This is a genomic window from Sphingomonas beigongshangi (genome assembly GCF_016820445.1).
Classification (GTDB): domain Bacteria; phylum Pseudomonadota; class Alphaproteobacteria; order Sphingomonadales; family Sphingomonadaceae; genus Sphingomonas; species Sphingomonas beigongshangi.
Genome location: NZ_JADHDT010000012.1, coordinates 16,766 through 41,286, shown reverse-complemented (window position 1 = coordinate 41,286; position 24,521 = coordinate 16,766). Strand labels below are relative to the sequence as shown.

General features: G+C 68.0%; 25 protein-coding genes. 15 read left to right on the top strand and 10 right to left on the bottom strand.

The genetic code is table 11. The annotated features are described in order from the left end of the window. Positions 1–95 precede the first annotated feature (95 nt). Both IQ292_RS16990 and panC read right to left on the bottom strand, forming a co-directional pair. A complete protein-coding gene (locus tag IQ292_RS16990; protein ID WP_203311517.1) occupies positions 96–392 on the bottom strand; it encodes an SEL1-like repeat protein in 297 nt (98 codons plus the stop codon). A 78-nt stretch (positions 393–470) separates the two neighbouring features. Next, positions 471–1,316, bottom strand: a complete 846-nt coding sequence (gene panC / locus IQ292_RS16985; protein WP_203311526.1) for a pantoate--beta-alanine ligase — start codon at positions 1,314–1,316, stop codon at positions 471–473. Between the two features lie 66 nt (positions 1,317–1,382). Here panC and IQ292_RS16980 point away from each other — a divergent pair, with 66 nt between their 5' ends. The 8 genes from IQ292_RS16980 (at position 1,383) to IQ292_RS16945 (ending at position 8,610) form a co-directional block, all read left to right on the top strand. Next, on the top strand, positions 1,383–2,204 hold the full coding sequence (locus IQ292_RS16980) for a division plane positioning ATPase MipZ (protein ID WP_203311516.1): 822 nt from the start codon (positions 1,383–1,385) through the stop codon (positions 2,202–2,204). Beyond that, on the top strand, positions 2,201–2,452 hold the full coding sequence (locus tag IQ292_RS16975; protein ID WP_203311515.1) for a J domain-containing protein: 252 nt from the start codon (positions 2,201–2,203) through the stop codon (positions 2,450–2,452). The genes IQ292_RS16980 and IQ292_RS16975 overlap by 4 nt, the downstream gene beginning before the upstream one ends. 97 nt (positions 2,453–2,549) lie before the next feature. Next, positions 2,550–3,920 (top strand): phosphoglucomutase/phosphomannomutase PgmG, encoded by a 1,371-nt coding sequence (gene pgmG / locus IQ292_RS16970; protein ID WP_203311514.1) that lies wholly within the window; start codon positions 2,550–2,552, stop codon positions 3,918–3,920. Positions 3,921–3,952: 32 nt separating this feature from the next. Further along, a complete protein-coding gene (locus tag IQ292_RS16965) occupies positions 3,953–4,417 on the top strand; it encodes a PH domain-containing protein (RefSeq protein ID WP_203311513.1) in 465 nt (154 codons plus the stop codon). Positions 4,418–4,586: 169 nt separating this feature from the next. Then, positions 4,587–5,345, top strand: coding sequence for a 3'-5' exonuclease (locus IQ292_RS16960; protein ID WP_203311512.1), 759 nt, complete (start codon positions 4,587–4,589; stop codon positions 5,343–5,345). A gap of 279 nt (positions 5,346–5,624) precedes the next feature. Further along, on the top strand, positions 5,625–7,136 hold the full coding sequence (locus tag IQ292_RS16955) for a sensor histidine kinase (RefSeq protein WP_287980769.1): 1,512 nt from the start codon (positions 5,625–5,627) through the stop codon (positions 7,134–7,136). Further along, entirely contained in the window at positions 7,133–7,579 is a 447-nt protein-coding gene (locus IQ292_RS16950; RefSeq protein ID WP_203311511.1) for a response regulator, read from the top strand. Before IQ292_RS16955 ends, IQ292_RS16950 begins: the two co-directional genes overlap by 4 nt. Continuing rightward, entirely contained in the window at positions 7,576–8,610 is a 1,035-nt protein-coding gene (locus IQ292_RS16945) for a sensor histidine kinase (RefSeq protein WP_203311510.1), read from the top strand. The genes IQ292_RS16950 and IQ292_RS16945 overlap by 4 nt, the downstream gene beginning before the upstream one ends. Before the next feature lie 26 nt (positions 8,611–8,636). On the opposite strand, the gene IQ292_RS16940 is transcribed toward IQ292_RS16945, so the two are convergent. The 7 genes from IQ292_RS16940 to IQ292_RS16910 form a co-directional block, all read right to left on the bottom strand. Beyond that, on the bottom strand, positions 8,637–8,951 hold the full coding sequence (locus IQ292_RS16940; protein ID WP_203311509.1) for a cytochrome o ubiquinol oxidase subunit IV: 315 nt from the start codon (positions 8,949–8,951) through the stop codon (positions 8,637–8,639). Next, positions 8,948–9,574 carry a cytochrome c oxidase subunit 3 gene (locus IQ292_RS16935; RefSeq protein ID WP_203311508.1) on the bottom strand — a complete coding sequence of 209 codons (627 nt, stop codon included), beginning with the start codon at positions 9,572–9,574 and terminating at the stop codon, positions 8,948–8,950. The genes IQ292_RS16940 and IQ292_RS16935 overlap by 4 nt, the downstream gene beginning before the upstream one ends. Beyond that, positions 9,571–11,655, bottom strand: a complete 2,085-nt coding sequence (locus tag IQ292_RS16930; RefSeq protein WP_203311507.1) for a cbb3-type cytochrome c oxidase subunit I — start codon at positions 11,653–11,655, stop codon at positions 9,571–9,573. The genes IQ292_RS16935 and IQ292_RS16930 overlap by 4 nt, the downstream gene beginning before the upstream one ends. Then, positions 11,652–12,503 (bottom strand): cytochrome ubiquinol oxidase subunit II family protein, encoded by an 852-nt coding sequence (locus IQ292_RS16925; protein ID WP_203311506.1) that lies wholly within the window; start codon positions 12,501–12,503, stop codon positions 11,652–11,654. Before IQ292_RS16925 ends, IQ292_RS16930 begins: the two co-directional genes overlap by 4 nt. Before the next feature lie 352 nt (positions 12,504–12,855). Continuing rightward, the gene (locus IQ292_RS16920) at positions 12,856–13,404 is read right to left on the bottom strand and encodes a fasciclin domain-containing protein (RefSeq protein WP_203311505.1); all 549 of its coding nucleotides are present in this window, start codon (positions 13,402–13,404) and stop codon (positions 12,856–12,858) included. 87 nt (positions 13,405–13,491) lie between these two features. Further along, positions 13,492–14,187 (bottom strand): anti-sigma factor, encoded by a 696-nt coding sequence (locus IQ292_RS16915; protein WP_203311504.1) that lies wholly within the window; start codon positions 14,185–14,187, stop codon positions 13,492–13,494. Next, positions 14,174–14,752 (bottom strand): sigma-70 family RNA polymerase sigma factor, encoded by a 579-nt coding sequence (locus tag IQ292_RS16910; RefSeq protein ID WP_203311503.1) that lies wholly within the window; start codon positions 14,750–14,752, stop codon positions 14,174–14,176. The genes IQ292_RS16915 and IQ292_RS16910 overlap by 14 nt, the downstream gene beginning before the upstream one ends. A 169-nt stretch (positions 14,753–14,921) precedes the next feature. Here IQ292_RS16910 and IQ292_RS16905 point away from each other — a divergent pair, with 169 nt between their 5' ends. Genes IQ292_RS16905 through IQ292_RS16895 form a run of 3 tightly spaced genes read left to right on the top strand, consistent with a single transcriptional unit; the run spans position 14,922 to position 17,788 of the window. Beyond that, a complete protein-coding gene (locus IQ292_RS16905; RefSeq protein ID WP_203311502.1) occupies positions 14,922–15,878 on the top strand; it encodes a ferritin-like domain-containing protein in 957 nt (318 codons plus the stop codon). 30 nt (positions 15,879–15,908) lie between these two features. Beyond that, positions 15,909–16,898 (top strand): ferritin-like domain-containing protein, encoded by a 990-nt coding sequence (locus IQ292_RS16900; protein ID WP_203311501.1) that lies wholly within the window; start codon positions 15,909–15,911, stop codon positions 16,896–16,898. A gap of 38 nt (positions 16,899–16,936) precedes the next feature. Then, positions 16,937–17,788 carry an outer membrane protein gene (locus IQ292_RS16895; protein ID WP_203311500.1) on the top strand — a complete coding sequence of 284 codons (852 nt, stop codon included), beginning with the start codon at positions 16,937–16,939 and terminating at the stop codon, positions 17,786–17,788. 151 nt (positions 17,789–17,939) lie between these two features. Here the strand turns inward: IQ292_RS16895 and yghU are convergent, their stop codons facing one another. Beyond that, positions 17,940–18,809, bottom strand: coding sequence for a glutathione-dependent disulfide-bond oxidoreductase (gene yghU, locus IQ292_RS16890; RefSeq protein ID WP_203311499.1), 870 nt, complete (start codon positions 18,807–18,809; stop codon positions 17,940–17,942). Between the two features lie 132 nt (positions 18,810–18,941). Between yghU and IQ292_RS16885 the strand changes: the two genes are divergently transcribed. From IQ292_RS16885 to IQ292_RS16870, 4 genes are all read left to right on the top strand, one after another. After that, the gene (locus tag IQ292_RS16885; RefSeq protein ID WP_238941203.1) at positions 18,942–20,180 is read left to right on the top strand and encodes an NAD(P)/FAD-dependent oxidoreductase; all 1,239 of its coding nucleotides are present in this window, start codon (positions 18,942–18,944) and stop codon (positions 20,178–20,180) included. Positions 20,181–20,266: 86 nt separating this feature from the next. After that, a complete protein-coding gene (locus IQ292_RS16880) occupies positions 20,267–20,785 on the top strand; it encodes a 2Fe-2S iron-sulfur cluster-binding protein (protein ID WP_203311498.1) in 519 nt (172 codons plus the stop codon). After that, positions 20,782–21,765: an FAD binding domain-containing protein gene (locus IQ292_RS16875; RefSeq protein WP_203311497.1), complete on the top strand. Its 984-nt coding sequence runs from the start codon at positions 20,782–20,784 to the stop codon at positions 21,763–21,765. The genes IQ292_RS16880 and IQ292_RS16875 overlap by 4 nt, the downstream gene beginning before the upstream one ends. A gap of 2 nt (positions 21,766–21,767) precedes the next feature. Next, positions 21,768–24,053 (top strand): xanthine dehydrogenase family protein molybdopterin-binding subunit, encoded by a 2,286-nt coding sequence (locus IQ292_RS16870; protein WP_203311496.1) that lies wholly within the window; start codon positions 21,768–21,770, stop codon positions 24,051–24,053. Positions 24,054–24,521 lie beyond the last annotated feature (468 nt).

Genomic DNA, 24,521 nt, shown 5'->3' with positions numbered 1-24,521 from the left:
CGGCGGGCGCGTCCGCGTGCGCCGACGTTGCCTGGCCCGGGCGACGGCGTCCGTCGGAAGGAAAAGGATGAGCGAGAGCCGCGGCCGTCCTTGTCCTACGCCGCGCGGCGCTGGTGCATCATCAGCCAGGCGCGAGCCTGGCGCTGCGCCTCGGCGATCTCGCGCGCGGTCATGTCCTCGGCCACTTCGGCACGGGCGTCGACCGCCTCGCTCAGTCCGTAGACCGCCGCGAGATTGAACCATTTGTGTGCTTCGATCAGATCGATCCCCGCCCCCGAGGTACCGGTCGAATAGCATACGCCCAGGTCGAACAACGCTTCGGGACGACCACCCGCGGCGTCCCGTATCCGGCTTTCTAGTAGAAACTGCGCACTCTTGAGACTGTTGCCCATTGGTAGCCCCTGTTTTTCATGGGGCCACCATGGCGCACGATTCGCTATGAAATAGTTAACGCAGAAAAAACCATAAGATCATGCATTTGGCTCGACAGCGATATTGTCGATCAGCCGCGTGGTGCCCATACGGGCCGCCGCGAGCAGCCGCCGCGGACGGTCGGCGAGCGGATGTTCGACGAGCGTTTCCGAATCGACGAGAGCGACATAATCCACCTCGAATCCTGCCGCGGTCAGGGTGCTGCGTGCTTCCGCGAGCGCGGTTTCGCTCGCGTCCCCGCGGCCAATGGCGCGCGCCGCAACGCCGAGCGCACGCGGCAGCGCCACCGCCTTCGTTCGCTGCTCCTCGTCGAGGTAGATGTTGCGCGACGACAGGGCGAGCCCGTCGTCGTCGCGCTGGGTGGGCACGCCGACGATCTCGATCGCCATGTCGAGGTCCGCGACCATGCGGCGGATGACGGCCAGCTGCTGGAAGTCCTTCTCGCCGAAATAGGCGACGTCCGCCCGCGCCTGGTTGAACAGCTTTGCGACGACGGTCGCGACGCCGTCGAAATGGCCGGGCCGCGACGCGCCGTCGAACCCCTCGCTGACGCCGGAGACGCTCACCGTGGTGGCGAAGCCGTCGGGATACATGGCCTCCACCGGCGGCAGCCAGAGCAGATCGCAGCCATTGTCGGCGAGCAGGCGCGCATCCGCCATCTCGCGCCGGGGGTAGCGGGCCAGATCCTCGTTCGGGCCGAACTGCTTGGGATTGACGAAGATCGAGGCGACCACCTTCGTGCCCGGCCGCCGCGCCGCCTCGACCAGCGCCATATGCCCAGCGTGGAGCGCGCCCATCGTCGGCACCAGCGCGACACGGCAACCGTCCGCCTGCCAGCCAGCAATGGCTTGGCGCAAGCTTTCCAAGTCCCTAACCGTCTGCACCGCGCGTACCCCCTCGAACATTCAGCGCGCGGCTTCTATGGAGGGAGCAACCATCGATCAACAAGGATGCGACCAGTGGCCGAAGGCCCCCCCGTCCCTAATGCCCCGCACGTCATCGTCTTCGCCAACGAAAAGGGCGGTACCGGCAAGTCGACCACCGCGGTCCATGTCGCCATCGCGCTCGCGGCCAAGGGCGCGAAGGTCGCGTGTTTGGACCTGGATCACCGCCAGCGGACCGTCGGCCGCTACCTCGACAATCGCGCCGCCACGATCAAGCGCACCGGAAGCGACCTGCCGATGCCGGTCCACGACACCCATGACGGCGTGAACGAGCACGTGTTCGAGGAGAAGTGGCACCGGCTTGCCGAGGGTGCCGACTATCTGATCGTCGACACCCCCGGCCGCGACGATCACTTCGCGCGCACCGCGGCGGCGCTGTCGAACACGCTGGTCACGCCGATGAACGACAGTTTCGTCGATTTCGACCTGATCGGACAGGTCGATCCGGAAACGTTCAACGTCACCCGGCCCAGCTTCTATTCCGAACTGATCTGGGATGCACGCAAGCAGCGCGCGCGCGCGGACGGAACGCAGATCGACTGGGTGGTGCTGCGCAACCGCCTCCAGCACATCGAGGCGCGCAACATGCGCCGCGTCTCGGACGCGCTGGGTCAGCTTGCGAAGCGTGTCGGGTTCCGCATCATTCCCGGCCTGGGCGAACGCGTCATCTATCGCGAACTCTTCCCGGCCGGCCTGACGATGATCGACTCGAAGGAATTCGGCGCGATGGGCCTTGGCCATGTCGCCGCACGCCAGGAACTGCGCGAGATGATGGCCGCGCTGCAGCTGCCGGAGCCCGGACTTCCGCTGTTCGCGGACGCTTCATGAAGTGGCTGATCGCGCTGGCGGCGATCTGGCTCGCCTGGCGGTATCTGCGTCCCGCGCCCAAACCGAAGATGTCGCCCGAGGCCGCGGCGCGACGCCTGCTCGGCGTACCGGCGAATGCCGATGAGGCGACGATCCGCGCAGCCCATCGCCGGCTGCTGGCCGAAGTGCACCCCGATCGCGGCGGGTCGGCGGACGAGGCACGTCGCGCCAATGCGGCGCGCGACCTGCTGCTGACGCGCCTGGGATGATCCCGCCGCGTCAATCGCGCGCCGCCGGTCGTCCACCGCTGCCTGCGGCTGCGGTTGGACCGCGTCGCGCACGAATGCATCGCCATCACCGGCCGTGATGGCGCGGCATCGGCTCGATCCCGCCATCCTGCGGGAATATGACGTGCGCGGCACGGTCGGGCGCAATCTCGACGGCGCGGACGCCTATGCGGTCGGGCGCGGGTTCGCGACCCGGCTGAGGCGCCTGGGCGGCACGCGGGTCGCCGTCGGACGCGACGGGCGTGTGTCGTCGCCGGAACTCGAGGAAGCCCTTGTCGCGGGTTTGACCCAGGGTGGCATCGACGTACTGCGTATCGGCGTTGGTCCGACGCCGATGCTCAACTACGCCGAGGCGACGCTGGGGGTCGACGGCGCCGTGCAGGTGACGGGCAGCCACAACCCGCCCGGCGACAACGGCTTCAAGCTGGTGGTGGGGCATCGGTCCTTCTGGGGCGACGATGTTGCGGATCTCGCACGCCTCGCCGCCGCGGGGGACTGGAGCAGCGGCACCGGCATGGTGCGCGAGGTCGACGTGCTCGACGCCTATGTCGGCCGGCTGCTCGCCGGCTATGCGGGCGGCACGTACCGGATCGGCTGGGATTGCGGGAACGGCGCCGCCGGGCCCGTCGTCGAGCGCCTGGTGCGCGACCTGCCCGGCGAGCACCACCTTCTCTACACCGACGTCGACGGCCGCTTTCCGAACCATCACCCCGATCCGACCGAGGAAGCCAACCTCGCCGACCTGAAGGCGCTGGTCCGCGACCGCGGCCTCGACTTCGGCGTCGCCTTCGACGGCGACGGCGACCGGATCGGGGCGGTCGACGGCGCGGGGCGCGTCCTGTGGGGAGATCAGCTGCTGTGCCTGCTGATGGCGCCCGTTCTCGCCGCCTGCCCCGGCAGCGCGGTGGTCGCCGACGTCAAATCCTCGCAATATGTCTTCGACCGCATCGCCCAGCTCGGCGGCCGTCCCGTGATGGGCGCCACCGGCCACAGCCCCATGAAGGAGGCGATGCTCACCCATGACGCAGGCATCGCCGGCGAGCTGTCGGGCCACATCTTCTTCCGCCACGGCTGGTACGGGTTCGACGATGCGATCTACGCCGCGATCCAGCTGATCCGCGCGGTGCATCTGTCCGGCGGCACGCTGCACGCGATGCGCGATGCGATGCCCTCGCTCGTCAACACGCCCGATCTTCGGATCCCGATCGATCCGGCCCGCAAATGGGCGGTCGTCGAGGCGGTCCGCACGCGCCTCGCCGACGCGGGAACGGACATGGTGACGATCGACGGCGTCCGCGTCGCCTCTCCCGACGGCTGGTGGCTGCTGCGCGCGTCCAACACGCAGGACATGCTCACGATACGCGCCGAGGGCCGGGATGCCTCAGCGCTCGCGCGTCTGCTGGCGGAGTGCGACGCGCACCTCGCCGCCTGTGGCGTCGCGCGCGATTGACAGCGACCGCGCGTCCGATAGGGTCCGCGATCATGGTGGGGACCTATATCGCCGAACGTCCGGTCGACGCTTTCCGGTCGAGCACGGGACGCTGGCTGTTCGGCAGCTTCCTGGGATGGATGACGGTCCTCGCCTGCGCGATCGGCGTGGGCCTCGTCATCATCGCGGTCCGCTGGCTGCAGAACATGGCGACCGCCTATGAGATCACCGATCAGCGGCTGATCGTGCGGCGTGGATTGGTGATGAAGTCGATCGACGAGATCGAATTGTACCGGATCAAGGACATTCGCGTCGATTTCTCGCTACTCAACCAGATCGCGGACATCGGCACGATCACGATCACTTCGACCGACCGCACGACGGGCAACGCGCAGTTCGTGCTGCGCGACGTTCCCGCCGCGCGCGAGCGGCGCGAGGGGCTTCGCAAGCTCGTCGACCGCGCCCGCCAGCGCCGCGGTGTCCGCGAGTTGGACGTCGACAGCGAGGAGTGGCGGTAGCGCATCCGGCCATCCGCCGGGGCAAGAACAGCCGTCGCCTCCTGTCTCGCGGCGATGCGCCACGCTGCCGCTGAATGCTTTCCCCTTTTCGTCCTGCGGACGACCGCTTCGCCATGCTGGCCGCATTTGCCGGTGGCGTTTCCGGGCCTGAACACCCATGTTGGCGTCAATGCGTCCCACTCCCCAGATCGTCCGCGTCATCGACCTCGAAACCACCGGCAGCGCGCCGCCTGCCCATGGCGTGTGCGAGATCGGCTGGCAGGATGTCGCGCTTCAGCCGTCCGGCCGATGGGAGCTTGAGGGCGAGGGCGGCTCGCTCCTGGTCAATCCGGGACGGGCGATCCCGCCCATCACCCAGGCGATCCACCACATCCTCGACGAGGACGTCGTCGAGGCGCCATGGTGGCACGATGTCGCCCGCCGGGTGCTCGACCCCTATCCGCGCCGCATTGCCCTTGCCGCGCATCGCGCCGATTTCGAGCAGCAGTTCTGTACCGCCAACCTGACGCATGGCGCAGACTGGATCTGCACCTGGAAATGCGCGCTGCGTCTGTGGCCGGACAGCCCCAGCTTCTCCAACCAGGTCCTGCGCTACTGGCGGCGGCCCGAAGGGCTGGATCAGCAGCGCGGCCTGCCGGTGCACCGGGCCTTCCCCGATGCCTATGTCACGGCGCATCACCTGCGCGACCAGCTGAACGAAGCGAGCCTCGCCCAGCTGCTCGAATGGTCGCGCGACCCCGGCCTGCTGCCCCGCGTCCGCTACGGTCCGCATCGCGGCAAGGAATGGCGCGAGCTGGATCATGAGAGCCTGATGGGCTTCCTGACCGACCGCGACCCGGACATCCGCTTCACCGCCAATGCGGAGATGGACCGTCGCAGCGGCGGCGGTCGGGTCGGCCGCGCCAGCGCGCAGGATCTGTTGCTCTAGAGTGTGATCCACGTGCGCAGAAGCGGTACCGCCCCTCACTCCCCCGGCCGCCCATCAGGATAGGCTGCGTGGGCTGCCGGGTGAGGGTGAGCGCCGGTACCGCGCCGATCCAGCCTCGCTTGATCGCACACTAGGGCCCGGCCGCAGTCGGCGATCCGCACCGGGCTCCCCTGCCCGACCGGTGCCCGGCCACCTGCCCTGTGCCCGCCGTACCACAGCGTCCGGGCGACTGGTGCCGGCTACTATGCAAGCCAGTACCCCTGCCCTAAGCAACGGATTGTGCTGGCAACTATCCGCAATCGTTTCGTCGTATCGCAGGGGCGCTTCGGACGCGTCATCCTGTCCTTCATGCTGGTCGGCTTCCTCGCGCTGATCGCCGCGGGCATTGCCGCGGCCTGGGCAACCGCGCGCAATCAGGACCACGCCCGCGCCGTCGTCCATACCTATGAGGTGGAACTGTCGATCGCGACGGCGCGCCGCCTCATCGAACAGGCGGAGGCGTCGCGTCGTGGCTACCTGTTGACCGCGAACCGGGAATATCGCGATGCCTATCGTCGCTGGGCGGCGGAAATGCCTGGGGCGATCGGGCGGCTGGGTCGATTGACGCAGGACAATCCCAACCAGCGCGCCAATCTCGCGGCGCTGCGCCGCGCGCTCGATACGCTGTTCGCGGCGCGGACGCAGTCGATCGCGATGGTCGACCGCGGCCGCATGACCGAGGCGATGATCCTGTTCTACCAGGAGGCGAGCGTCCGGCGGATGACTGCGATCCGCAGCACCTTCGACAGGATGGCCGCGGAGGAGCGGCGGCTGCTCGCGACGCGCGACGAGGCGCAGCGACAAAGCCTCCAGGCCTTCTACGTCATCCTCGCGGTCGCCGGCGTGCTGCTGGTGCTGGTGATGATCGCGTCGCTGCTGACCGTGATGCGCTACACCCGCGACCTGGCGCGGTCGCGCGACGCGCTTCGCCGCTTCAACGAGCAGCTGGAGGAGACGGTGGCCGAACGTACCGCCGACCTCAGCCGGGCGAACGAGGAGATCCAGCGCTTCGCCTATATCGTCAGCCACGACCTGCGCTCGCCGCTGGTCAACGTGATGGGCTTCACCGCCGAGCTGTCTGCCGCCACTACGCCACTGGCGGAACTGGTGGACCGGGCGGAAACGGAATGCCCCGGCATCGTCACCGAAGAGGCGCGGCTCGCGGCGCGCGAGGATCTGCCGGAGGCGATCGGATTCATCCGCACCTCGACGCAGAAGATGGACCGGCTGATCAACGCCATCCTCAAGCTGTCGCGCGAGGGGCGGCGCGTGATCACGCCGGAACGCATCGATCCGGCGGCGGTGGCGGAGACGATCGAGGCATCGATCCGCCACGTCCTCGACGATCGCGGCGTGACGTTGACGGTACGGCGGCCGATGCCGACGCTGACCACCGATCGCGTCGCCATCGAACAGATCCTGTCCAACCTGATCGAGAACGCGTCCAAATATCTCCAGCCGGGCCGCCCCGGACAGATCACCGTATCCGGCGAGGAGCGTCGGGGACGCGTCTTGCTGTCGGTCGCGGACAACGGCCGCGGCATCGACCCCCGCGATCACCAGCGGATATTCGACCTGTTCCGCCGGTCCGGGCAGCAGGACCAGCCGGGCGAGGGGATCGGGCTGGCGCACGTCCGCGCGCTCGCCTATCGCCTCGGCGGGACGATCGAGGTGGAAAGCACGCTGCGGGAGGGTTCGACCTTCCGCCTCAACCTCCCCAAGACCTTCGAAGCGCAGGATATCAAGCCATGAACGCCCATCAATCCGTCGGCATCGTGATGATCGAGGATGACGAGGGCCACGCGCGCCTGATCGAGAAGAACATCCGCCGCGCGGGCATCCTCAACGACATCAAGCATTTCACCGACGGCAATCAGGCGCTCCACTTCCTGTTCGAGGCGCCCGACGGCCCCGCACGGAACGGGCCGGCGCTGGTGCTGCTCGACCTCAACCTTCCCGATATGAGCGGCACGGACATCCTCGCGCGCATCAAGGACGAAGGCAGCCCGCTGAAGCGGACGCCGGTCGTCGTCCTGACCACCACCGACGACAAGGTCGAGATCCAGCGCTGCTACGATCTCGGCTGCAACGTCTACATCACCAAGCCGGTGAACTACGAAAGCTTCGCCCAGGCGATCCGCCAATTGGGCCTCTTCCTGTCGGTGATCCAGGTCCCCGAAGTCGAGGACCAGTGAGCACGACGCCCAGCGTCCTGTACATCGACGACGACGCCGGCATCAGGCGGCTGGCGGCGCGTGCGCTCGAACGGCGCGGTTATGCGGTGACGCTCGCCGATGGCGGCGCGGAAGGGCTCGCCCTCGCCGCCGATGCGGCTTTCGATCTGGTCGCGGTCGACCATTACATGCCCGGGATGGACGGGCTCGAGACGCTGGCGCGTCTGTCCGCGCTGCCGGTACCGCCGCCGGTCGTCTACGTGACCGGTTCCGACGAGGGCCGCATCGCCGTCGCCGCGCTCAAGGCGGGTGCAGCGGACTACGTGGTGAAGACGGTCGGCGAGGACTTCTTCGACCTGCTCGCCGCGACGTTCGCACAGGTGCTCGACCGGGCGCAGCTCAGCCGCGAGAAGGCTCGCGCGGAAGAGCAGTTGCGCGCGAGCAACGCGCGGCTGGAGGCTTTGCTCGGAGAGGTCAATCACCGCGTCGCCAATTCGCTGCAACTCGTCACCGCGATGGTGCGGTTGCAGGCGAGCGGCGTCACCGATCCCGCCGCCCGCGCCGCGCTGGACGATACCCAGCGCCGGATCGGCGCGATCGCCCAGGTGCACCGCCGGCTCTATACCACCAACGACGTCGAGAGCGTCGACATGCGCGACTATCTCGGCTCGCTGATCGAGGAACTGGCGGAGACGCTGTCGAGCGACACGATGCCGCATGCGCTGCGTCTCGTGGCCGATCCCATTCGGCTGCCAACCGACCGCGCGGTATCGCTGGGGGTCATCGTGACCGAACTCGTCACCAACGCGTGCAAATATGCCTATCCCGGCAGCGGTGGCGAGGTGCGCGTCGCCCTCACGCAGATCGACGATGCCGTCTATCTGCTGGCGGTCGAGGACGACGGCTGCGGCATGCCGGCGGAGGTAACGCCGCGTGGCACGGGTCTTGGCACCCGCATCATCCGCTCGATGGCACAGAGCCTGCAGGCGGCGGTCGAGTACGAACCCCGCGACTGCGGCGTGCGCGCGGTATTGCGCGGTGCCCTGGGGTGACGCCGGGGGGGGCGGCGTCGCCCTCCTTACATCATGCGCCCGTGCAGGTTGAACAGCACCACCAGCGTTCCCCCCACCATCAGCGCGATGATCAAGGCCGAGAACAGGACAAGCTGAAGATCGTCGCGCGCCGTCCGCGCAAGGCTGACGTGGAGAAAGCAGCGGAACTGCACCATGGCCTGCACGAGCCCGAGGAGCAGGACGGCGGCGAACGTCGCGCGCGGTCCGGCGATATGCCAGTGGACGGCGCCGAAGGCCGCGCCGGTCAGCAACAGCGCCGCCGCATAGCCGATGAGATAGATGCGCACCTCGCCCCGCGCCTCGCCCGAGCCGCCGCTCATCGGATCAGGCCCGGAAGATAGACGGTGGAGAAGATCGCTATCCAGACGATGTCGAGGAAGTGCCAGAACAGCCCCAGGCGCAGCAGGTTGATCTTCACCTGCGGATCCGTCCCGAACACGCGCAGCTGCACCATCATCACCACCAGCCAGAGCCCGCCGATCAGGACGTGGAGGCCGTGCAGCGGCACGAGCCCGAAGAAGGCGGAGAGGAACCCGCTGCGCGACGGATAGGCGCCATGTGCGAACATGTCGGCGAAGTCGTGCAGTTCGAGCGCGAGGAACAGCAGCCCGAGCGACAGCGTGACGGCCAGCCACAGCATGATGTGCCGGATCGCTGCGCCATGCTTCATGGCGACCGAGGCCATCCCATAGGTCACGCTGCTCGTCAGCAGCACCAGCGTCTCGATGAAGGTCGGTCCGATCTTGTATTCCGTCGCCGGTCCGGGTCCGCCCGCCGTCGCATGCTGCATGACCCCATACGTGGCGAAGAGCAGCGCGAAGACCAGGGCATCGCTCATCAGGAACATCCAGAAGCCGAACATCGCGCTTCCTGCGCCCTCGTCGGCTTGGGCGTCGGTGTCGCCGAGGTTCAGCCCGGCATGACGTGGCCTGCCCTCGCTCATCGATGCACCTCCGCCAGCCCCTGGTTGGCGGGAGTCAGTTCGCGCTCGCGTGGCACGGGATGCGCCTTATCGACGGCGTGGAGCCACAGCGCCTGCTCGCGTTCGACCTCCGCCGCCGGGATGGTGCGTTCGGTGTCGCGGACGAAGCTGCGCGCGATCACCGTGGCGATGATGGCAACGAGGCCGGCGATCGCCAGCCACCATATGTACCAGACCAGCGCGAAGCCGGCGATCGCGCTGGCGATGCCGATCACCGGCGCCACCGCGCTGTTCCGCGGCATCGCGATCGCATCGTAATGCGGCGGGGGCGCATAGGGGGCATGCCGGCGCTTGTCGTCGTAGAAGGCGTGGCGCTGCTCCACGTGCGGCAGATGCGCGAAATTATACTCGGGCGGCGGCGCCGAGACTGACCATTCGAGTCCGCGACCGTCCCACGGGTCGCCGGCGAAGACGCGGTTGGCATGCCGGTCGCGCACGCTGACCCACAGCTGCACGATCAATGCCGCCAGCGCGCAGAACAGGATCACCGCACCCAGCTCGGCGGCATAGAGCCAGGGCCGATAGGCCGCCTCGTCGATCGCCTGCGTCCGTCGGGCAAGACCTGCGGCACCCAGGACGTAGAGCGGCATGAAGGCCAGATAGAAACCGATGACCCAGCAGCCGCACGCGATCCGGCCCCAGGTCTCGTTGAGCCTGAACCCGAAGGCCTTGGGAAACCAGAACGTATAGGCCGCAATCAGCCCGTAGAGCGTGCCCGGGATCAGCATGTTGTGGAAATGCGCGACGAGGAAGGTCGTGTTGTGCACGACATAATCGAGCGGCGGAAAAGCCAGGATGATGCCGGTCAGGCCGCCCAGCACGAAGGTCATCATGAAGGCGAGCGCATACAGCATCGGCGTCGCGAACCGGACCTCGCCGCGAAACATCGTCCAGATCCAGTTGTAGATCTTGACACCGGTCGGCACGCCGATCGCCATCGTCGCGATGCCGAAAGCGGCGTTGATGCTGGGGCTCTGCCCCATGGTGAAGAAATGGTGCAGCCAGACCGTGAACGACAGCACCGCGATCCCCATGGTCGCGATCACCAGCGAGACATAGCCGTACAGTTCCTTCGACGAGAAGGTCGAGACGACCTCGGAATAGATGCCGAAGGCGGGCAGAATCACGATGTACACCTCCGGATGGCCGAACATCCAGAACAGGTTGGCGTAGTTCATCATGTTGCCGCCGGCCGCATTGGTGAAGAAGTGGAAGCCGAGATAGCGGTCCAGCGCCAGCAGGGCGGTCGCGACCGTCAGCGGCGGCATCGCGAACACCATCAGGATCGCGGTGCACAGGCTGGTCCAGCAGAACATCTGCATCCGCATCAGGTGCATGCCGGGGCAACGCATCTTGTAGATGGTGACCGCGATGTTGATGCCCGCCAGTGTCGACGCGATCGAGCCAAGGGTCACCGCCCAAATCCAATAGTCGGGACCGACGCCGGGATTGAAGGCGATCTCCGTATAGGGCGGATAGCCGCTCCAGCCGCCGGTCGAGAAGCGGCCGATCACCAGGCTGATCATCATCAGGGCCGCGCCGCTGCCGGTCAGCCACAGCCCGATCGCGTTCAGCAACGGAAAGGCGACATCCCGCGCGCCGATCTGCAACGGCACGAGATAATTGATGACGCCGGTCAGGAACGGCATCGCCATGAAGAAGATCATGATCGAGCCGTGCGTGCTGAACAGCTCCGCGAAATGCTCCGGCGCGACGATGCCGGGCGCGTTGATCGCCGTCGCCTGTTGCAGGCGCATCAGATTGGCCTCGATCAGCGCGCGCGCCAGCATGACGAACGCGATGACGATGTACATGATGCCGATCTTCTTGTGATCGAGGCTGGTCAACCATTCCGACCACAGCCACCGCCAGCGATGCGTCACCGTCAGCAGCAGCGCGACCACGCCCGCGCCGATCACCACCATCGCCGCGGCACCGGCGCCGATCAGCTCGTTGATCGTCGGATGTTGCCAGGCGAGGACGAACGGCAGGTCCTGCCAGCCGAAGCGCCCCAATACTGCCGGCCAGACCGGTGCGCTCATTGTCCCTCTTTCGTCCGGGTAACCGACATGACCCTGTCGAACAGGTGCGGCGGCACGCGCGAGAACGCCAGCGGCCGGGTCTCCACCGACCTGCGGGTGAGCCGTGCCAGCGCGGTGCCGTCCAGCATCGGCGTGCTGGCGCGTACCGCCGCCAGCCAGCGGGTATAGCGGGAAGCGTCCGTGGCGATCACCGCCACCTTCTGATCCTGGAACCCCCGGCCATTGTACTGGGTATTCTCACCGCGAAAGACGCCTTGGCGGCTGGCCGCGATATAGAGCTGCGTCCGCATGCCGCCCATGGCATAGACCTGGCCGGCCAGCTGCGGGATCAGCAGCGACTGCATCACGGTACCGCTGGTCAGGCTGAGGTGCACCGGACGTCCGACCGGGATCACCAGCCGGTCGACGCTCGCCACGCCCTCTCCGGGATAGATGAACAGCCATTTCCAGTCGAGCGCCACCGCCTGGACCTCGAGCGGGGGCTCGGCGGAGGCGAGCGGGCGATAGGGATCGAGCGCGTGCGTCGTGTTCCAGAGCAGGAATGCAAGGCCGATCACGATCCCGATCGGAGGAACCCACACGAGGATTTCGAGCGGCCACGAAAAACCCCAGTCGGGACGATAGGCGTCACCCTTGTTGGACAGGCGGTAATGCCATGCCATCAGCGGCACGAGGACGAGCACCGGCCCCGCCACGAACACCAATACGGCCGCGACGATCAGATACAGATGCCATTGGGCTGCCGCCACCGGACCGGCATGATCGACAATGCCCAGCCGCAGCGCGTCGCAGCCGCCAAGCGGCAGGGACGCGACGAGGACCGGTAGGAGCGCGCGAGGCGGCGTCATGCGCCGACGGCGCTGGCGCGGGACATGGTCAGCAGGAGCATGCAAGCCGGGTTCGCGCCGGAAGGCGGCATGGGCGCGCGCCGTCCGCCTCCTTCCGGCAAACGACACGCGTTAACGGCCGCGGCCGACGCAATGGTGCCGCGAACCGCATTCATGAAACCCGTCCTGCCACGATGCCGCAATCCGCGAACGCGGGCGGCGTTCCCGCGACATTGCACACAGACGTGCAAAAAGGGGATCGCAGACCGGTTAGGTCATGAAGGACCGGTCTCAGCCGGCGCACCCGGCGGGACCGCCAGGGCATCGATCCGGCCATGGTGCGCGCCCGGTGCGCGCACCATGTTCACCGGATTCAGGGCATCATCACCGTATCGATGACGTGAACCATGCCGTTCGACTGCGCGACGTCGGCGATCGTGATGCGGCCCGTGTCGCCCTTGCCGTCCATGATGGCCCAGCCGCCGCCAGCCTTGCGGAACATCAGCGGCTCGCCCTGTACCGTGGTGTAGGTCGCGGTTCCGCCCGAAGCCTTGGCCTTGGCGGCGATGTCCTTCGCGGTGATGCGGCCCGGGAGCACATGATAGGTCAGAACCGCGGTGAGCTGCGCCTTGTTCTCGGGCTTCAGCAGCGTGTCGACCGTACCCGCCGGCAGCTTCGCGAAGGCGGCATTGGTCGGCGCGAAGACGGTGAACGGTCCCGGCCCGGACAACGTATCCACCAGCCCGGCCGCCTTCACCGCCGCGACCAGCGTGGTGTGGTCCTTCGACTGGGATGCATTCTCGACGATGGTCTTGGTCGGGTACATCGCAGCCCCGCCGACCATCGGATTGTTCTTCGCATAGGCGCCGCCGGCGCTGATCAGCAGGAGTGCGGCGATTGCGGGGCGAAAATGTCGATTCATCCTGTCTCTCCTCGCGCCGTAATGGCGCTGGCGCAGCTACGAGACGGATGGTGCGCCGGATGCAGCATCGGCGCCCGACATGGCGCGTCAGATGCGGTCGAGCTGCCCCGTCGCTACGACGGGCCCCGTGGGCAGCGCGCGCGGCGAGCCGCCGAGCGGCTCGATCGAGATCGCCAGCGTCGTACCGGGCTCGATCCTGATGCCGCGCACCACGATGCGGGTCTTGCCGTCGCGCGTCAGCAGGCCGAGCGCGCGCGGCACGCCATCCTGGCCGATCGCCCACAATTCCGCGTCACGGTCGCGCGGCAGAGCGACACGGCCGAGCGTGCGGACCTGTCCCGTGCTCTGATCATAGACCGCGGCGAATGGCGCGACACCCGCGCCCGGCGCCAGCGTCGCCACCATCGGCACCACCGTCCGCGACGGCGGGCGCACCGCCGCCGGCGGCTCCGTCGCCCGGGTCAGCACCAGGACGAGCAACGCGGCGGCGACCGCGCTCATCCCGCCGCCGAACCAGCGCCATCGGCGCAGTGCGTGCACCGATGCGCGATCCCCGCCGCCCGCCGCGACCGCCGCGGCGATCCGGTGTTCCAGATAGGCGGGCGGAACGACCTCGGGCACCTCGGCGAACAGCGTCGCGAAATGCGCACGCCAATGCGCGACCTCGCGAGCAAAGGCGGGATCGGCGAGCAGCCGCCTGTGCGCCGCGGCGCGCGCCTCTCCGTCGAGAAGGCCCAGCGCCACTTCGGCGGCGGTCATGTCGGGATCGTCAGGCGTCGTCATCGAGACACTCCCGAAGACGCAGCAGCCCGCGGCGGATCCAGCTCTTCATCGTGCCGAGCGGCACGGCGCGGCGTTCCGCCAGTTCGGCATAAGTAAGGCCGCCGAAGAACGCGGCGCGGATCATCTCGCGCTGCGTATCCTGCAAGGCGTCCAGGCACAGATGCAGGCGGCGGTCGGTCTCGTCGAAGAGCAATGTATCGCATGCAGAGGGCGAGGGTTCGGGCAGATCGGCGACATCCTCCACGTCCGTCGTCGCGCGATGGGGATTGGCGCGGCGCCAATCGATCGCCCGATTGCGCGCGATCGTCGCCAACCAAGTGATCGGGCTTGCCCGACCCGGTTCGAAGCCGCTCGCGCGCTTCCACACCAAGGCATATACGTCCTGCAACACATCCTCTGCCGCGGTCCTGTCGCCACAGATACGCAGGCAAACGCCAAAAAGCTTCGCGGCGGTCATCCGATAAACGCGCAGGAAGGCCGCACGGTCCTGCTCCCCCGTCGCGACCAGCGCCTCGACCAGCGCGCGCCGCGCTTCGTCCGGGGATGAGGGCGCGTCCGAGGCCATGGCGAATGGCTAACCGGACAAAGCCGAACGAACAAGAAGCTGATCTCCGATATTTATTTCGCGCAGTCTGCGTCCATCCGCGCGTCTCGCGCGTACCTTGCCTGAGCGGCGCACAAAGGCCCGCCCGGCAGGTCCGAACCCAACCTGGCGCATCAAGGGAGAAATCGGGATGACCCAAAGCGAGCAGTTTATCGAAGCACTCGACGCGCGGGTCACCCGCCGCAACGAACGGCGCGAGTTGTTCCGGATGGTGCTGGGCGCGGCGGCGGTGGGCGGGGCGTTCGCCTATGCCGACAGCGCGGCGGCGCAAACCGCCCCGACCGACGCGGATGTCCTCAACTTCGCGCTCAACCTCGAATATCTCGAGGCCAATTTCTATTCCTATGCCGCCTTCAACACGCCGATCAGCAGCTCGCTGGTCAGCGGAACGGGGACGGCCGGCGCCGCGACGGGCGGACGACAGGTCACCTTCTCCGATCCGCTCGTCGCCGCCTATGCGAAGGAGATCGCGCAGGACGAGATCGCGCACGTCGCCTTCCTGCGCAACGCGCTCGGATCCGCCGCCGTGGCGCAGCCGGCGATCGACGTCGGCACTTCGCCCAACGGCGCGTTCAGCACCGCCGCACGTGCTGCCGGCCTTGTCGGCGCCGGACAGTCGTTCGACCCCTATCTGAACGACAACAACTTCCTGCTCGCCTCGTATATCTTCGAGGATGTCGGCGTCACCGCCTATAAGGGCGCTTCGCCGCTGATCAGCAACAAGACCTTCCTCGAGGCCGCGGCCGGCATCCTGGCGGTCGAGGCCTATCACGCCGCGATCGTGCGCACGGTGCTCTACGCCAAGGGCATCGCGACCCCGACGCTGCGCACGGCGGCAGACGCGATCTCCGATGCACGCGACAGCCTGGACGGCCCGAGCGACGACGACCAGGGCATTTCCCCGGTGACGATCAACGGCAATACCGCGTCGAACATCGTGCCGGTCGACACTAACGGTCTCGCCTACAGCCGGTCGACGGGCGCGGTGCTCAACATCGTCTACCTGACCAAGTCCGCCGTCACGATGGGCGGCTTCTTCCCCGCCGGTGTGAACGGCAACATCCGCAGCAGCACGGCCCAGGCCTGAGCCGGCCGGCACCTTTCAGGGAGACTGACGATGCACACCAAGGACATTCTGAACGAAGTGCTGGCCGCCGCAGAGCGCCGCCGCCACGACCGCCGCGCCTTCCTCCGCACCGCCGGTGCCGCCGCCGCGACCGCCGGCGTCGCGGGCCTGCTGACCGGGTGTAAGGACGACCACAACAACGACTATGCGCCGACGCCCTTTCCGACGCCGACGCCCGCGCCCACCGATGCGGACGTGCTGAACTTCGCGCTCAACCTCGAATATCTCGAAGCGCAATTCTATTCCTATGCGGCAAACGGCGTCGGCCTGCCCGCTTCGCTGCTGGGCGGGACGGGCACGCAGGGCACCGTGACCGGTGGCCGCCAGGTCTCGTTCAACGGCGACACGCTGGTCACCCAATATGCGCGGGAGATCGCCGCGGACGAGGCGGCGCACGTGGCGTTCCTCCGCACTGCCCTGGGCAGTTCGGCGGTGGCGATGCCCGCGATCAACATCGACGGCGGCGCGAGCGGCGCCTTCACCGCCGCCGCGCGCGCCGCCGGCGTGGTGAGCTCGACGGGTACGTTCGATCCCTATGCGTCGCCCGAGAACTTCCTGCTCGGCGCCTTCATCTTCGAGGATGTCGGCGTGACGGCGTACAAGGGCTCGATCGCCTCGATCAACAACAAGACCTATGTCGAGGCGGCCGCGGGCATCCATGCCGCCGAGGCCTATCACGCCGGCCTGATCCGCACCGTGCTCTACGCCAGGGGTCTGCAGACCCCGAGCCTGCGGACGGCGGCGGGACAGATCTCCGACGCGCGCGACAGCCTGGACGGCACGACGGACCTCGACCAGGGCATCGTCGGCAGCGACAGCACCGTGTCGAACATCGTGCCCGCGGATGCGAACGGGATCGCCTTCAGCCGCACGCCGGGACAGGTGCTGAACATCGTCTATCTCAGCGCCTCGGCGACGACGAGCGGCGGGTTCTTCCCGTCCGGCGTCAACGGCACCGTGCGGACCAGCTCGGGCGTCTGATCCGCGTCTTCTCGACGCTGTCTACAGGGAGATACGACATGCGCACCATCCTTCTCGGCCTCGCGCCGGCCCTCGTTCTCACCGGCGTCCTCGCCGCCCCAGCGGCGGCGCAGGACATGGATTCCGATCCGCAGCCGTTCAGCGGCGTCTATGTCGGCGCGGCGGGCGGCTATGACGTCCAGCCCAATCCGGTCGGCGCGCGGCTGCTGTTCGACCGCAACCTCGATGGCCGGTTCGGCGACACCGTGGTCACCTCCGGCAATACCAACGCCTTCTCGCCGGGCTTTTGCAACGGTGCGGCTCGCGGCGCGACGCCGCAGGCGGGTGGCTGTCGCAACGACAAGGACGGCTGGGCCTATTACGGTCGGATCGGCGCCGACACCCAGCGCGGCCACGTCGTCGTCGGCTTCGTCGGAGAGTTCGGCAAGTCCGAGATCACCGACAGCACCAGCGGTTTCTCGACGACGCCCGCCAATTACGTGCTGACGCGCGACGTGGATTACGAGGCGTCGGTGCGCGGTCGCGCCGGTCTCGCCTTCGGCACCACGTTGTTTTACGGCACGACCGGCGCGGGCTATGCCAAGATCAACCATACCTTCTCGACCACCAATACCGCGAACGCCTTCGCCCTGCGCGGCGACGACACGCGCTTCGGCTTCCTGGCCGGCGGCGGCATCGAGCAGAAGATCGGCCGGCACTTCTCGATCGGCCTCGAATATATGTACCATCGCTACAATGACGACCAGTTCCGCGTCCGCGTGACGCAGGGCAGCGCGGCGGCGACCAATCCGTTCGTGCTGACCCCGAACACGACGGGCACGGACATTGCTCGGTCGGACAATATCTTCCGCTGGCACAGCATGCGCGCCACCGCGGCGTTCCGGTTCTAGTTCGCGGACACCGCAGCCCTCTTCCCCAGCCTTTCCCATCCGCTGGCCGGCGGGAAAGGCACGGTCGGGCGGACCAGCCCCCCAAAGCGCCCGACCCTGGCGGGCGACGTTCCTGCGTCGCCCGCCCTGTTCCTGCCTGACTCTACCCTGACTATGCGGAAGCCAGCTTGTCCTGCGTGCGCGTATCGAAGTCCGTCGCATCGTGGCGCTCATGGAGCTGGCTGGCCGGGTCGCCTGTCACGCGATTGACCATGCGTCCCCGCCGGACCGCGGGACGCTGCGCCAGCTCACGTGTCCAGCGTTGCAGGTTGCGATAGCCGTCGACCTGCAGGAACGTGCCGGCGCCGTAGAGATCGCCCAGCGCGAGTTGGCCGTACCAGGGCCAGATCGCCATGTCGGCGATCGTATAGTCCGGTCCCGCCACGAACGCGCGATCCGCGAGAATGCGGTCGAGCACGTCGAGCTGCCGCTTGGTTTCCATGGCGTAGCGGTTGATCGGATATTCGAACTTCTCGGGCGCATAGGCATAGAAATGCCCGAAACCGCCGCCGAGGAACGGCGCGCTGCCCATCTGCCAGAATAGCCAGGACAGACATTCCGCCCGTGCCGCCCCCTCTTGCGGCAGAAAGGCGCCGAACTTTTCGGCCAGGTAGACAAGGATCGCGCCCGACTCGAAGACGCGGACGGGCTGGGTGCCGCTGTGGTCGACCAGCGCGGGGATCTTGGAATTGGGATTGGCCGCAACGAAGCCGCTGCCGAACTGGTCCCCCTCGCCGATGCGGATCAGCCAGGCGTCATAGTCGGCGCCCGCATGGCCGGCTTCCAGCAGTTCCTCGAGCAATATGGTCACCTTGACGCCGTTCGGCGTTCCCAGGGAATAGAGCTGCAGCGGGTGACGCCCGACGGGAAGCGCCGTGTCGTGCGTCGGGCCCGCGATCGGTCGATTGATGCTGGCGAAACGGCCGCCGCTTTCCTTGTCCCAGGTCCATATTTCAGGGGGCGTATAGGTGTCGTCTTGCATGGCAGGCCTTTCGCTACGAATCGCGGCATGAACGCGACCGTCGCCGAAACGGTGCCGACAGGGAAGCATGCCGCAGCAGGACGGGCGCGGCGGCCGCTTCCGCCCGCGGGCACCGCGCGCTAACGGTTCGCCATGGACGAAACGCAGATGTTCGATGTCGTGATCGTGGGGGGCGGGCATGGCGGCGCGCAGGCGGCGATCGCGCTGCGTCAGAACGGCTTCGGCGGTTCGATCGCGCTGATCGGGGCCGAACCCGATCCGCCCTATGAACGCCCGCCCCTGTCGAAGGATTACCTGGCGGGCGAGCGTCCCTTCGAACGGATGCTGATACGCCCCCTCGCTTTCTGGCAGGAACGGGAGGTCACGCTGATGCTCGGTCGCAGCGTGACGGCGATCGATGCGGCGGCGCATCGGGTCACGACCGACACGGGCGAACGGATCGGCTATGGACGCCTGATCTGGGCGGCGGGCGGCAGCCCGCGCCGGCTCGCCTGCGTCGGCCACGATCTTGTCGGCGTCCACACCGTCCGTACGCGTGCCGATGTCGACCGGATGATTGACGAGCTGCCGGAGGTTTCGCGCGTGGTGGTGATCGGCGGCGGCTATATCGGCCTGGAGGCCGCCGCCGCGCTGACGCGGAAGGGCAAGTCCGTCGTGTTGCTCGAGGCGCAGGATCGCGTGCTGGCACGGGTGGCGGGCGAAGCGCTGTCGCGCTTCTACGAGGCCGCGCATCGCGCCGAGGGCGTCGACGTGCGGCTCGGTGTCGCGGTCGACTGCCTGAACGGCGACGATCGCATCACCGGCGTGCGCCTCGCCACCGGCGAGACGCTCCCGGCGGACATGGCGGTCGTCGGCATCGGTATCGAACCCTCCGTCGAACCGCTGATCGCGGCCGGTGCGGAGGGCGGGAACGGTGTACTGGTCGATTCGGGATGCCGGACGACGCTGCCCGACGTCTATGCGATCGGCGACTGCGCGCTGCACGCCAATGCCTTTGCCGATGGTGCGCTGCTGCGCGTCGAGTCGGTTCAGAACGCCAACGATCAGGCGACCCTCGTCGCCAAGGCGATCGTCGGGCAGCCCGGCACCTATCGCGCGACGCCGTGGTTCTGGTCCAATCAATTCGACCTGAAGCTGCAGACCGTGGGCTTGTCCGCTGGGCATGACGAGGCGATCCTGCGCGGCGATCCCGCGACGCGCAGCTTTTCCGTCGTCTATCTCAAGCAAGGACGCGTCATCGCGCTCGACTGCGTCAACATGACGAAGGACTATGTCCAGGGACGCAAGCTCGTGGAAGCGGGAGCGAGGCCCGATCCGGAGCAGCTCGCCGATCCGACGGTGCCGTTGAAAGCGCTGCTGCCGGAGACATGAGGGCGGCGGGCCTTGGCGGCTGAACCTTTTCGCTCCCGACGCGTTGCGCCGCGAGGTGCGGCGATCTGGCCGTGTTGGGGGTGGTTATGGATCTTACGGTCAACGGCAAACCGGTGTCGGCAGAAGTCGATATCCGAACCTCCCTGCTCGACCTGCTGCGCGAGCATCTCGACCTGCCGGGCACGAAGAAGGGCTGTAACCAGGGCGCGTGCGGGGCCTGCACGGTCCTGGTCGACGGCGTTCGGATCAACAGCTGCCTCGCGCTCGCGGTACAATATCAGGGTCGCTCGATCACCACGGTCGAGGGGCTGGCCGATGGTGACACGCTGCATCCGTTGCAGGCCGCCTTCATCGAGCACGACGGCTTCCAGTGCGGCTATTGCACGCCGGGCCAGCTCTGCTCCGCCGTCGGCATGGCCGACGAACTGGCGCGGGGCGTGCCGAGCTACGTCACCGACGTCCTGGCCGCCGACACGCTGTCGCTGACGCATGACGAATTGCGCGAGCGGATGAGCGGCAATCTGTGTCGCTGCGGCGCGCATAACGGCATCGTCGCCGCCATCGCCGCGACCTATGGCGCCGACCGGCCGGCGGTGTCGGCATGACCCCCTTCACCTATTTCCGCGCCGACGATACGGCCGGCGCACTGCGCACCGGCGCTGGCGCGGACGCGCGCTATCTCGGCGGCGGCACCAACCTCGTCGACCTGATGCGCGAGGGGATCGAGCGGCCGAGAACGCTCGTCGACGTCACCGCCGTGTCGACGGAAATCGAGGACGACGCCGACGGCGGCCTCGTCATCGGCGCAGGCGTCACCAACACGGCACTCGCCAGCGACCGCCGCGTCCGCACCCGCTACCCTTTGGTGGCGCGTGCGATTCTCGCCGGCGCTTCGGCGCAGATCCGCAACATGGCGACGGTCGGCGGCAACCTGCTCCAGCGCACCCGCTGCACCTATTTCTATGACGAGGCCGCCGCTTGCAACAAGCGCGTGCCCGGCAGCGGCTGCGACGCACGGGAAGGCTTCAACCGCATCCACGCGATCCTGGGCGCGTCAAGCGCCTGCGTCGCCACCCATCCGTCCGATCTGTGCATTGCGCTCGCGGCGCTCGACGCGGAGGTGACGGTCGTCGGGCCGGACGGGGAGCGTCGCATCGCCTTTGCCGATCTCCACCTGCTGCCCGGCGAAACGCCCGAGCGCGAGACGAGCGTGCGGCAGGGCGAGCTGATCGTCGCGGTCCACCTCCCCGCGCCGCCCGTCGGCCGCTCCGCCTATCGCAAGGTGCGCGACCGCGCGAGCTACGCCTTCGCGCTCGTATCGGTGGCGGCCGTCCTCGACGTCGGCGAAGACCGGGTCGTGCGGGACGTCCGCCTGGCGCTCGGCGGCGTGGCGCACAAGCCGTGGCGCGCGACCCGAGCCGAGGCGATGCTGCGCGGACGGTTCGCCGACGAGGCGGCGTTCGCTGCAGCCGCGGCGGCGGAACTCGCCGATGCGGCGCCGCTGCGCGACAATGGATTCAAGATCGAACTGGCGCGGCGCACGATCGCTGCAGTGCTGTACGAACTGGCGGGAGAGGCTGCGTGACGATGATGGAATTCGCGCGCACCGCGCTCCGCTACGTTCCCGATGCGCTGTTGCCGGGCACGCGACCCAAGCCGGTGCGCGGCCAGCACGGCCATGTCGGCGAGCCCGTGTCGCGGATCGATGGCGCGCTGAAGGTGGGCGGCGCCGCGCGCTTCGCGGCGGAGGTGAAGCTCGACGGCATGCTCTATGCCGCGCTCGTCCATTCGACCATCGCCAAGGGGCGTATCGCGTCGATCGAAACGGCGGCGGCCGAGCAGGCACCGGGCGTCGCGCTGGTCATGACGCATCGCAACGCGCCGCGCATGAAGGCGCCGAAGGGCATGATGGACGGTGGCGGCGTCGCGGGCAGCAGCCTGCCCGTCATGCAGGATGCGACCGTCCACTGGAACGGCGAGGCCGTGGCGCTGGTGCTCGCGGAGACGCAGGAGCAGGCCGACCATGCCGCGGCGCTGGTCCGCGTCGCCTATGACCCCGCGCCCGCACTCACCGATTTCTCCGTGGCACGCGGCAAGGCGAAGCGCCCCGATTCGGTCTTGATGGAACCTGCCGCGGTGACGATCGGCGATGCGGAGAAGGCGCTCGCGAAGGCGCCGCATCGCGTCGACCGGCGCTATACGACGCCGCGTCACAACCACAATGCGATCGAGCTCCATGCCGCCACCGTCGCCTGGGACGGCGATACGCTGATCCTCCACGACGCCACGCAGATGCTCAACGGCACCGCCGGCACGATGGCGGGCGTGTTCGGCATCCAGCCGGAGCAGGTGCGTGTCCTGTCGCCGTTCGTCGGCGGCGGTTTCGGTGGCAAGGGATTGTGGACGCACCAGATCCTTGCCGCCGCGGCGGCAAGGCTGGCGGGTCGCCCGGTGCGGATCATGTTGAGCCGCGAAGGCGTCTACCGCCTCGTCGGCGGCCGCACGCTGACCGAGCAGCGCGTCGCGATCGGCGCCGATGCGGAGGGGCGATTCACCGCTCTGATCCACGAAGGCGTCGCGGCGATGACCGCGCACAACAACTGCCCGGAGCAGTTCACCTTTCCGGCGCGGCACCTCTATGCCGCCGGCAGCTTCCGCCTCGAGCAGACGATCGCCGAGATGGACATGCTGGCCAACACCTTCATGCGCGCGCCGGGGGAATCGGTCGGTACGTTCGCGCTGGAATGCGCGATCGACGAACTGGCCGAGACGATGGCGGTCGACCCGATCGAACTGCGCCGCCGCAACGAGCCGGAGCGCGATCCGACGAGCGGCAATGCGTTTTCCTCCCGCCATCTCACCAAGGCATTCGACGACGGCGCGGCGCGCTTCGGGTGGGATCGCCGCGATCCCGTGCCCGGCCGCCGGCGCGAGGGCGAGTGGCGCATCGGCATGGGCGTCGCGACGGCGACCTATCCCTATCTGCGTATGCCCGGCAATGCGGCAAGGATCCGCATCGACGCGCACGGCCATGCCACAGTGTCGACGGCGGGACACGAGATGGGCATGGGCACCGCGACGGTCCAGGCGCAGCATGCCGCCGACAGGCTGGGCCTGCCGCTCGACAGCGTAACGTTCGAATATGGCGATTCCGCGCTGCCAGCGGGCGCGATGGCGGGCGGATCGCAACAGACGGTGGCAACGCTGGCGGCGGTAACGGCGGCCGCCGAGGCGCTGATCAAGGAACTGCTGCGCATCGCGGGCAACGACAGCCCGCTCGCCGGCCTGCGCCTTGCCGATGTCGTGGCGGTGGACGGCGGCCTGGCGCAGGCGGGCGATCCGACGCGCCACGAGCGCTATGCGTCGATCCTGGCACGCGCGGGCAGGGATGCCGTAGAGGCGGAGGCGAAGGCACCACTGCCGCTCGAGATGCTGAAATATTCGATGCATTCGACCGGCGCGCAATTCGCGGAAGTGGCGGTCAGCGACGTGACCGGCGAAGTGCGGGTGCGCCGCCTGCTCGGCAGTTTCGATTGCGGCCGCATCCTCAATCCCAAAGCGGCGGCGAGCCAGTTCCGCGGCGGGATCATCATGGGGCTCGGCCTCGCGCTGACCGAGGAGACGCTGTTCGACGCGCGTACCGGCCGGGTGATGAACCCCAGCCTCGCGGAATATCACGTTCCGGTGCATATGGACGTCCCCGAGATCGACGTGATCTGGACCGATCTGCCCGACCCGCACGCGCCGATGGGTGCCCGCGGCATCGGCGAGATCGGTATCACCGGGGTCGGGGCGGCGATCGCCAACGCCGTGTACAACGCGACCGGAACGCGGGTCCGCGACCTGCCGATCACGCTCGACAAGTTGCTATAGGCTGCGGCGCGATCCTGCCTCCGGACTAGTTAGAGGCTGAGGATCTGATCCTATGCGGTCTTCTGAACCAGCGACTCGATGCGCAGGTTGACGATATCGCAGCGAGCGGATCGGGTGAGCACGAAGACGATGGCCTCGGCCACCTCCGCCGCGGGCAGCATGCGCCCGGCGTGAAGGCAGTCGCGGCCATGACTCCCAGCATCGCACGGCCGATCAGCCTCGACGCGACGGCGATCAGCTTGCGCCGCCGCAAGCGTTCGACGAGCGGGATCGCGGGCAATTGCAGCAGCTGCGTCAGAAACGGCTCGCTGGCGAGCAACCCGACCATGGCCGTCGAGGCGCCGAGGTGCAGCGCGAAGGCGGTCAGGATGACGCCGGTGGTCAGAGCGGCCGTCGCCCCCGATAGGCCGCCTCCCTCACCAGCAGGCGAAGCCCCCTGTCGCGGTCGGCGTCGGTCAGGACGGGTTG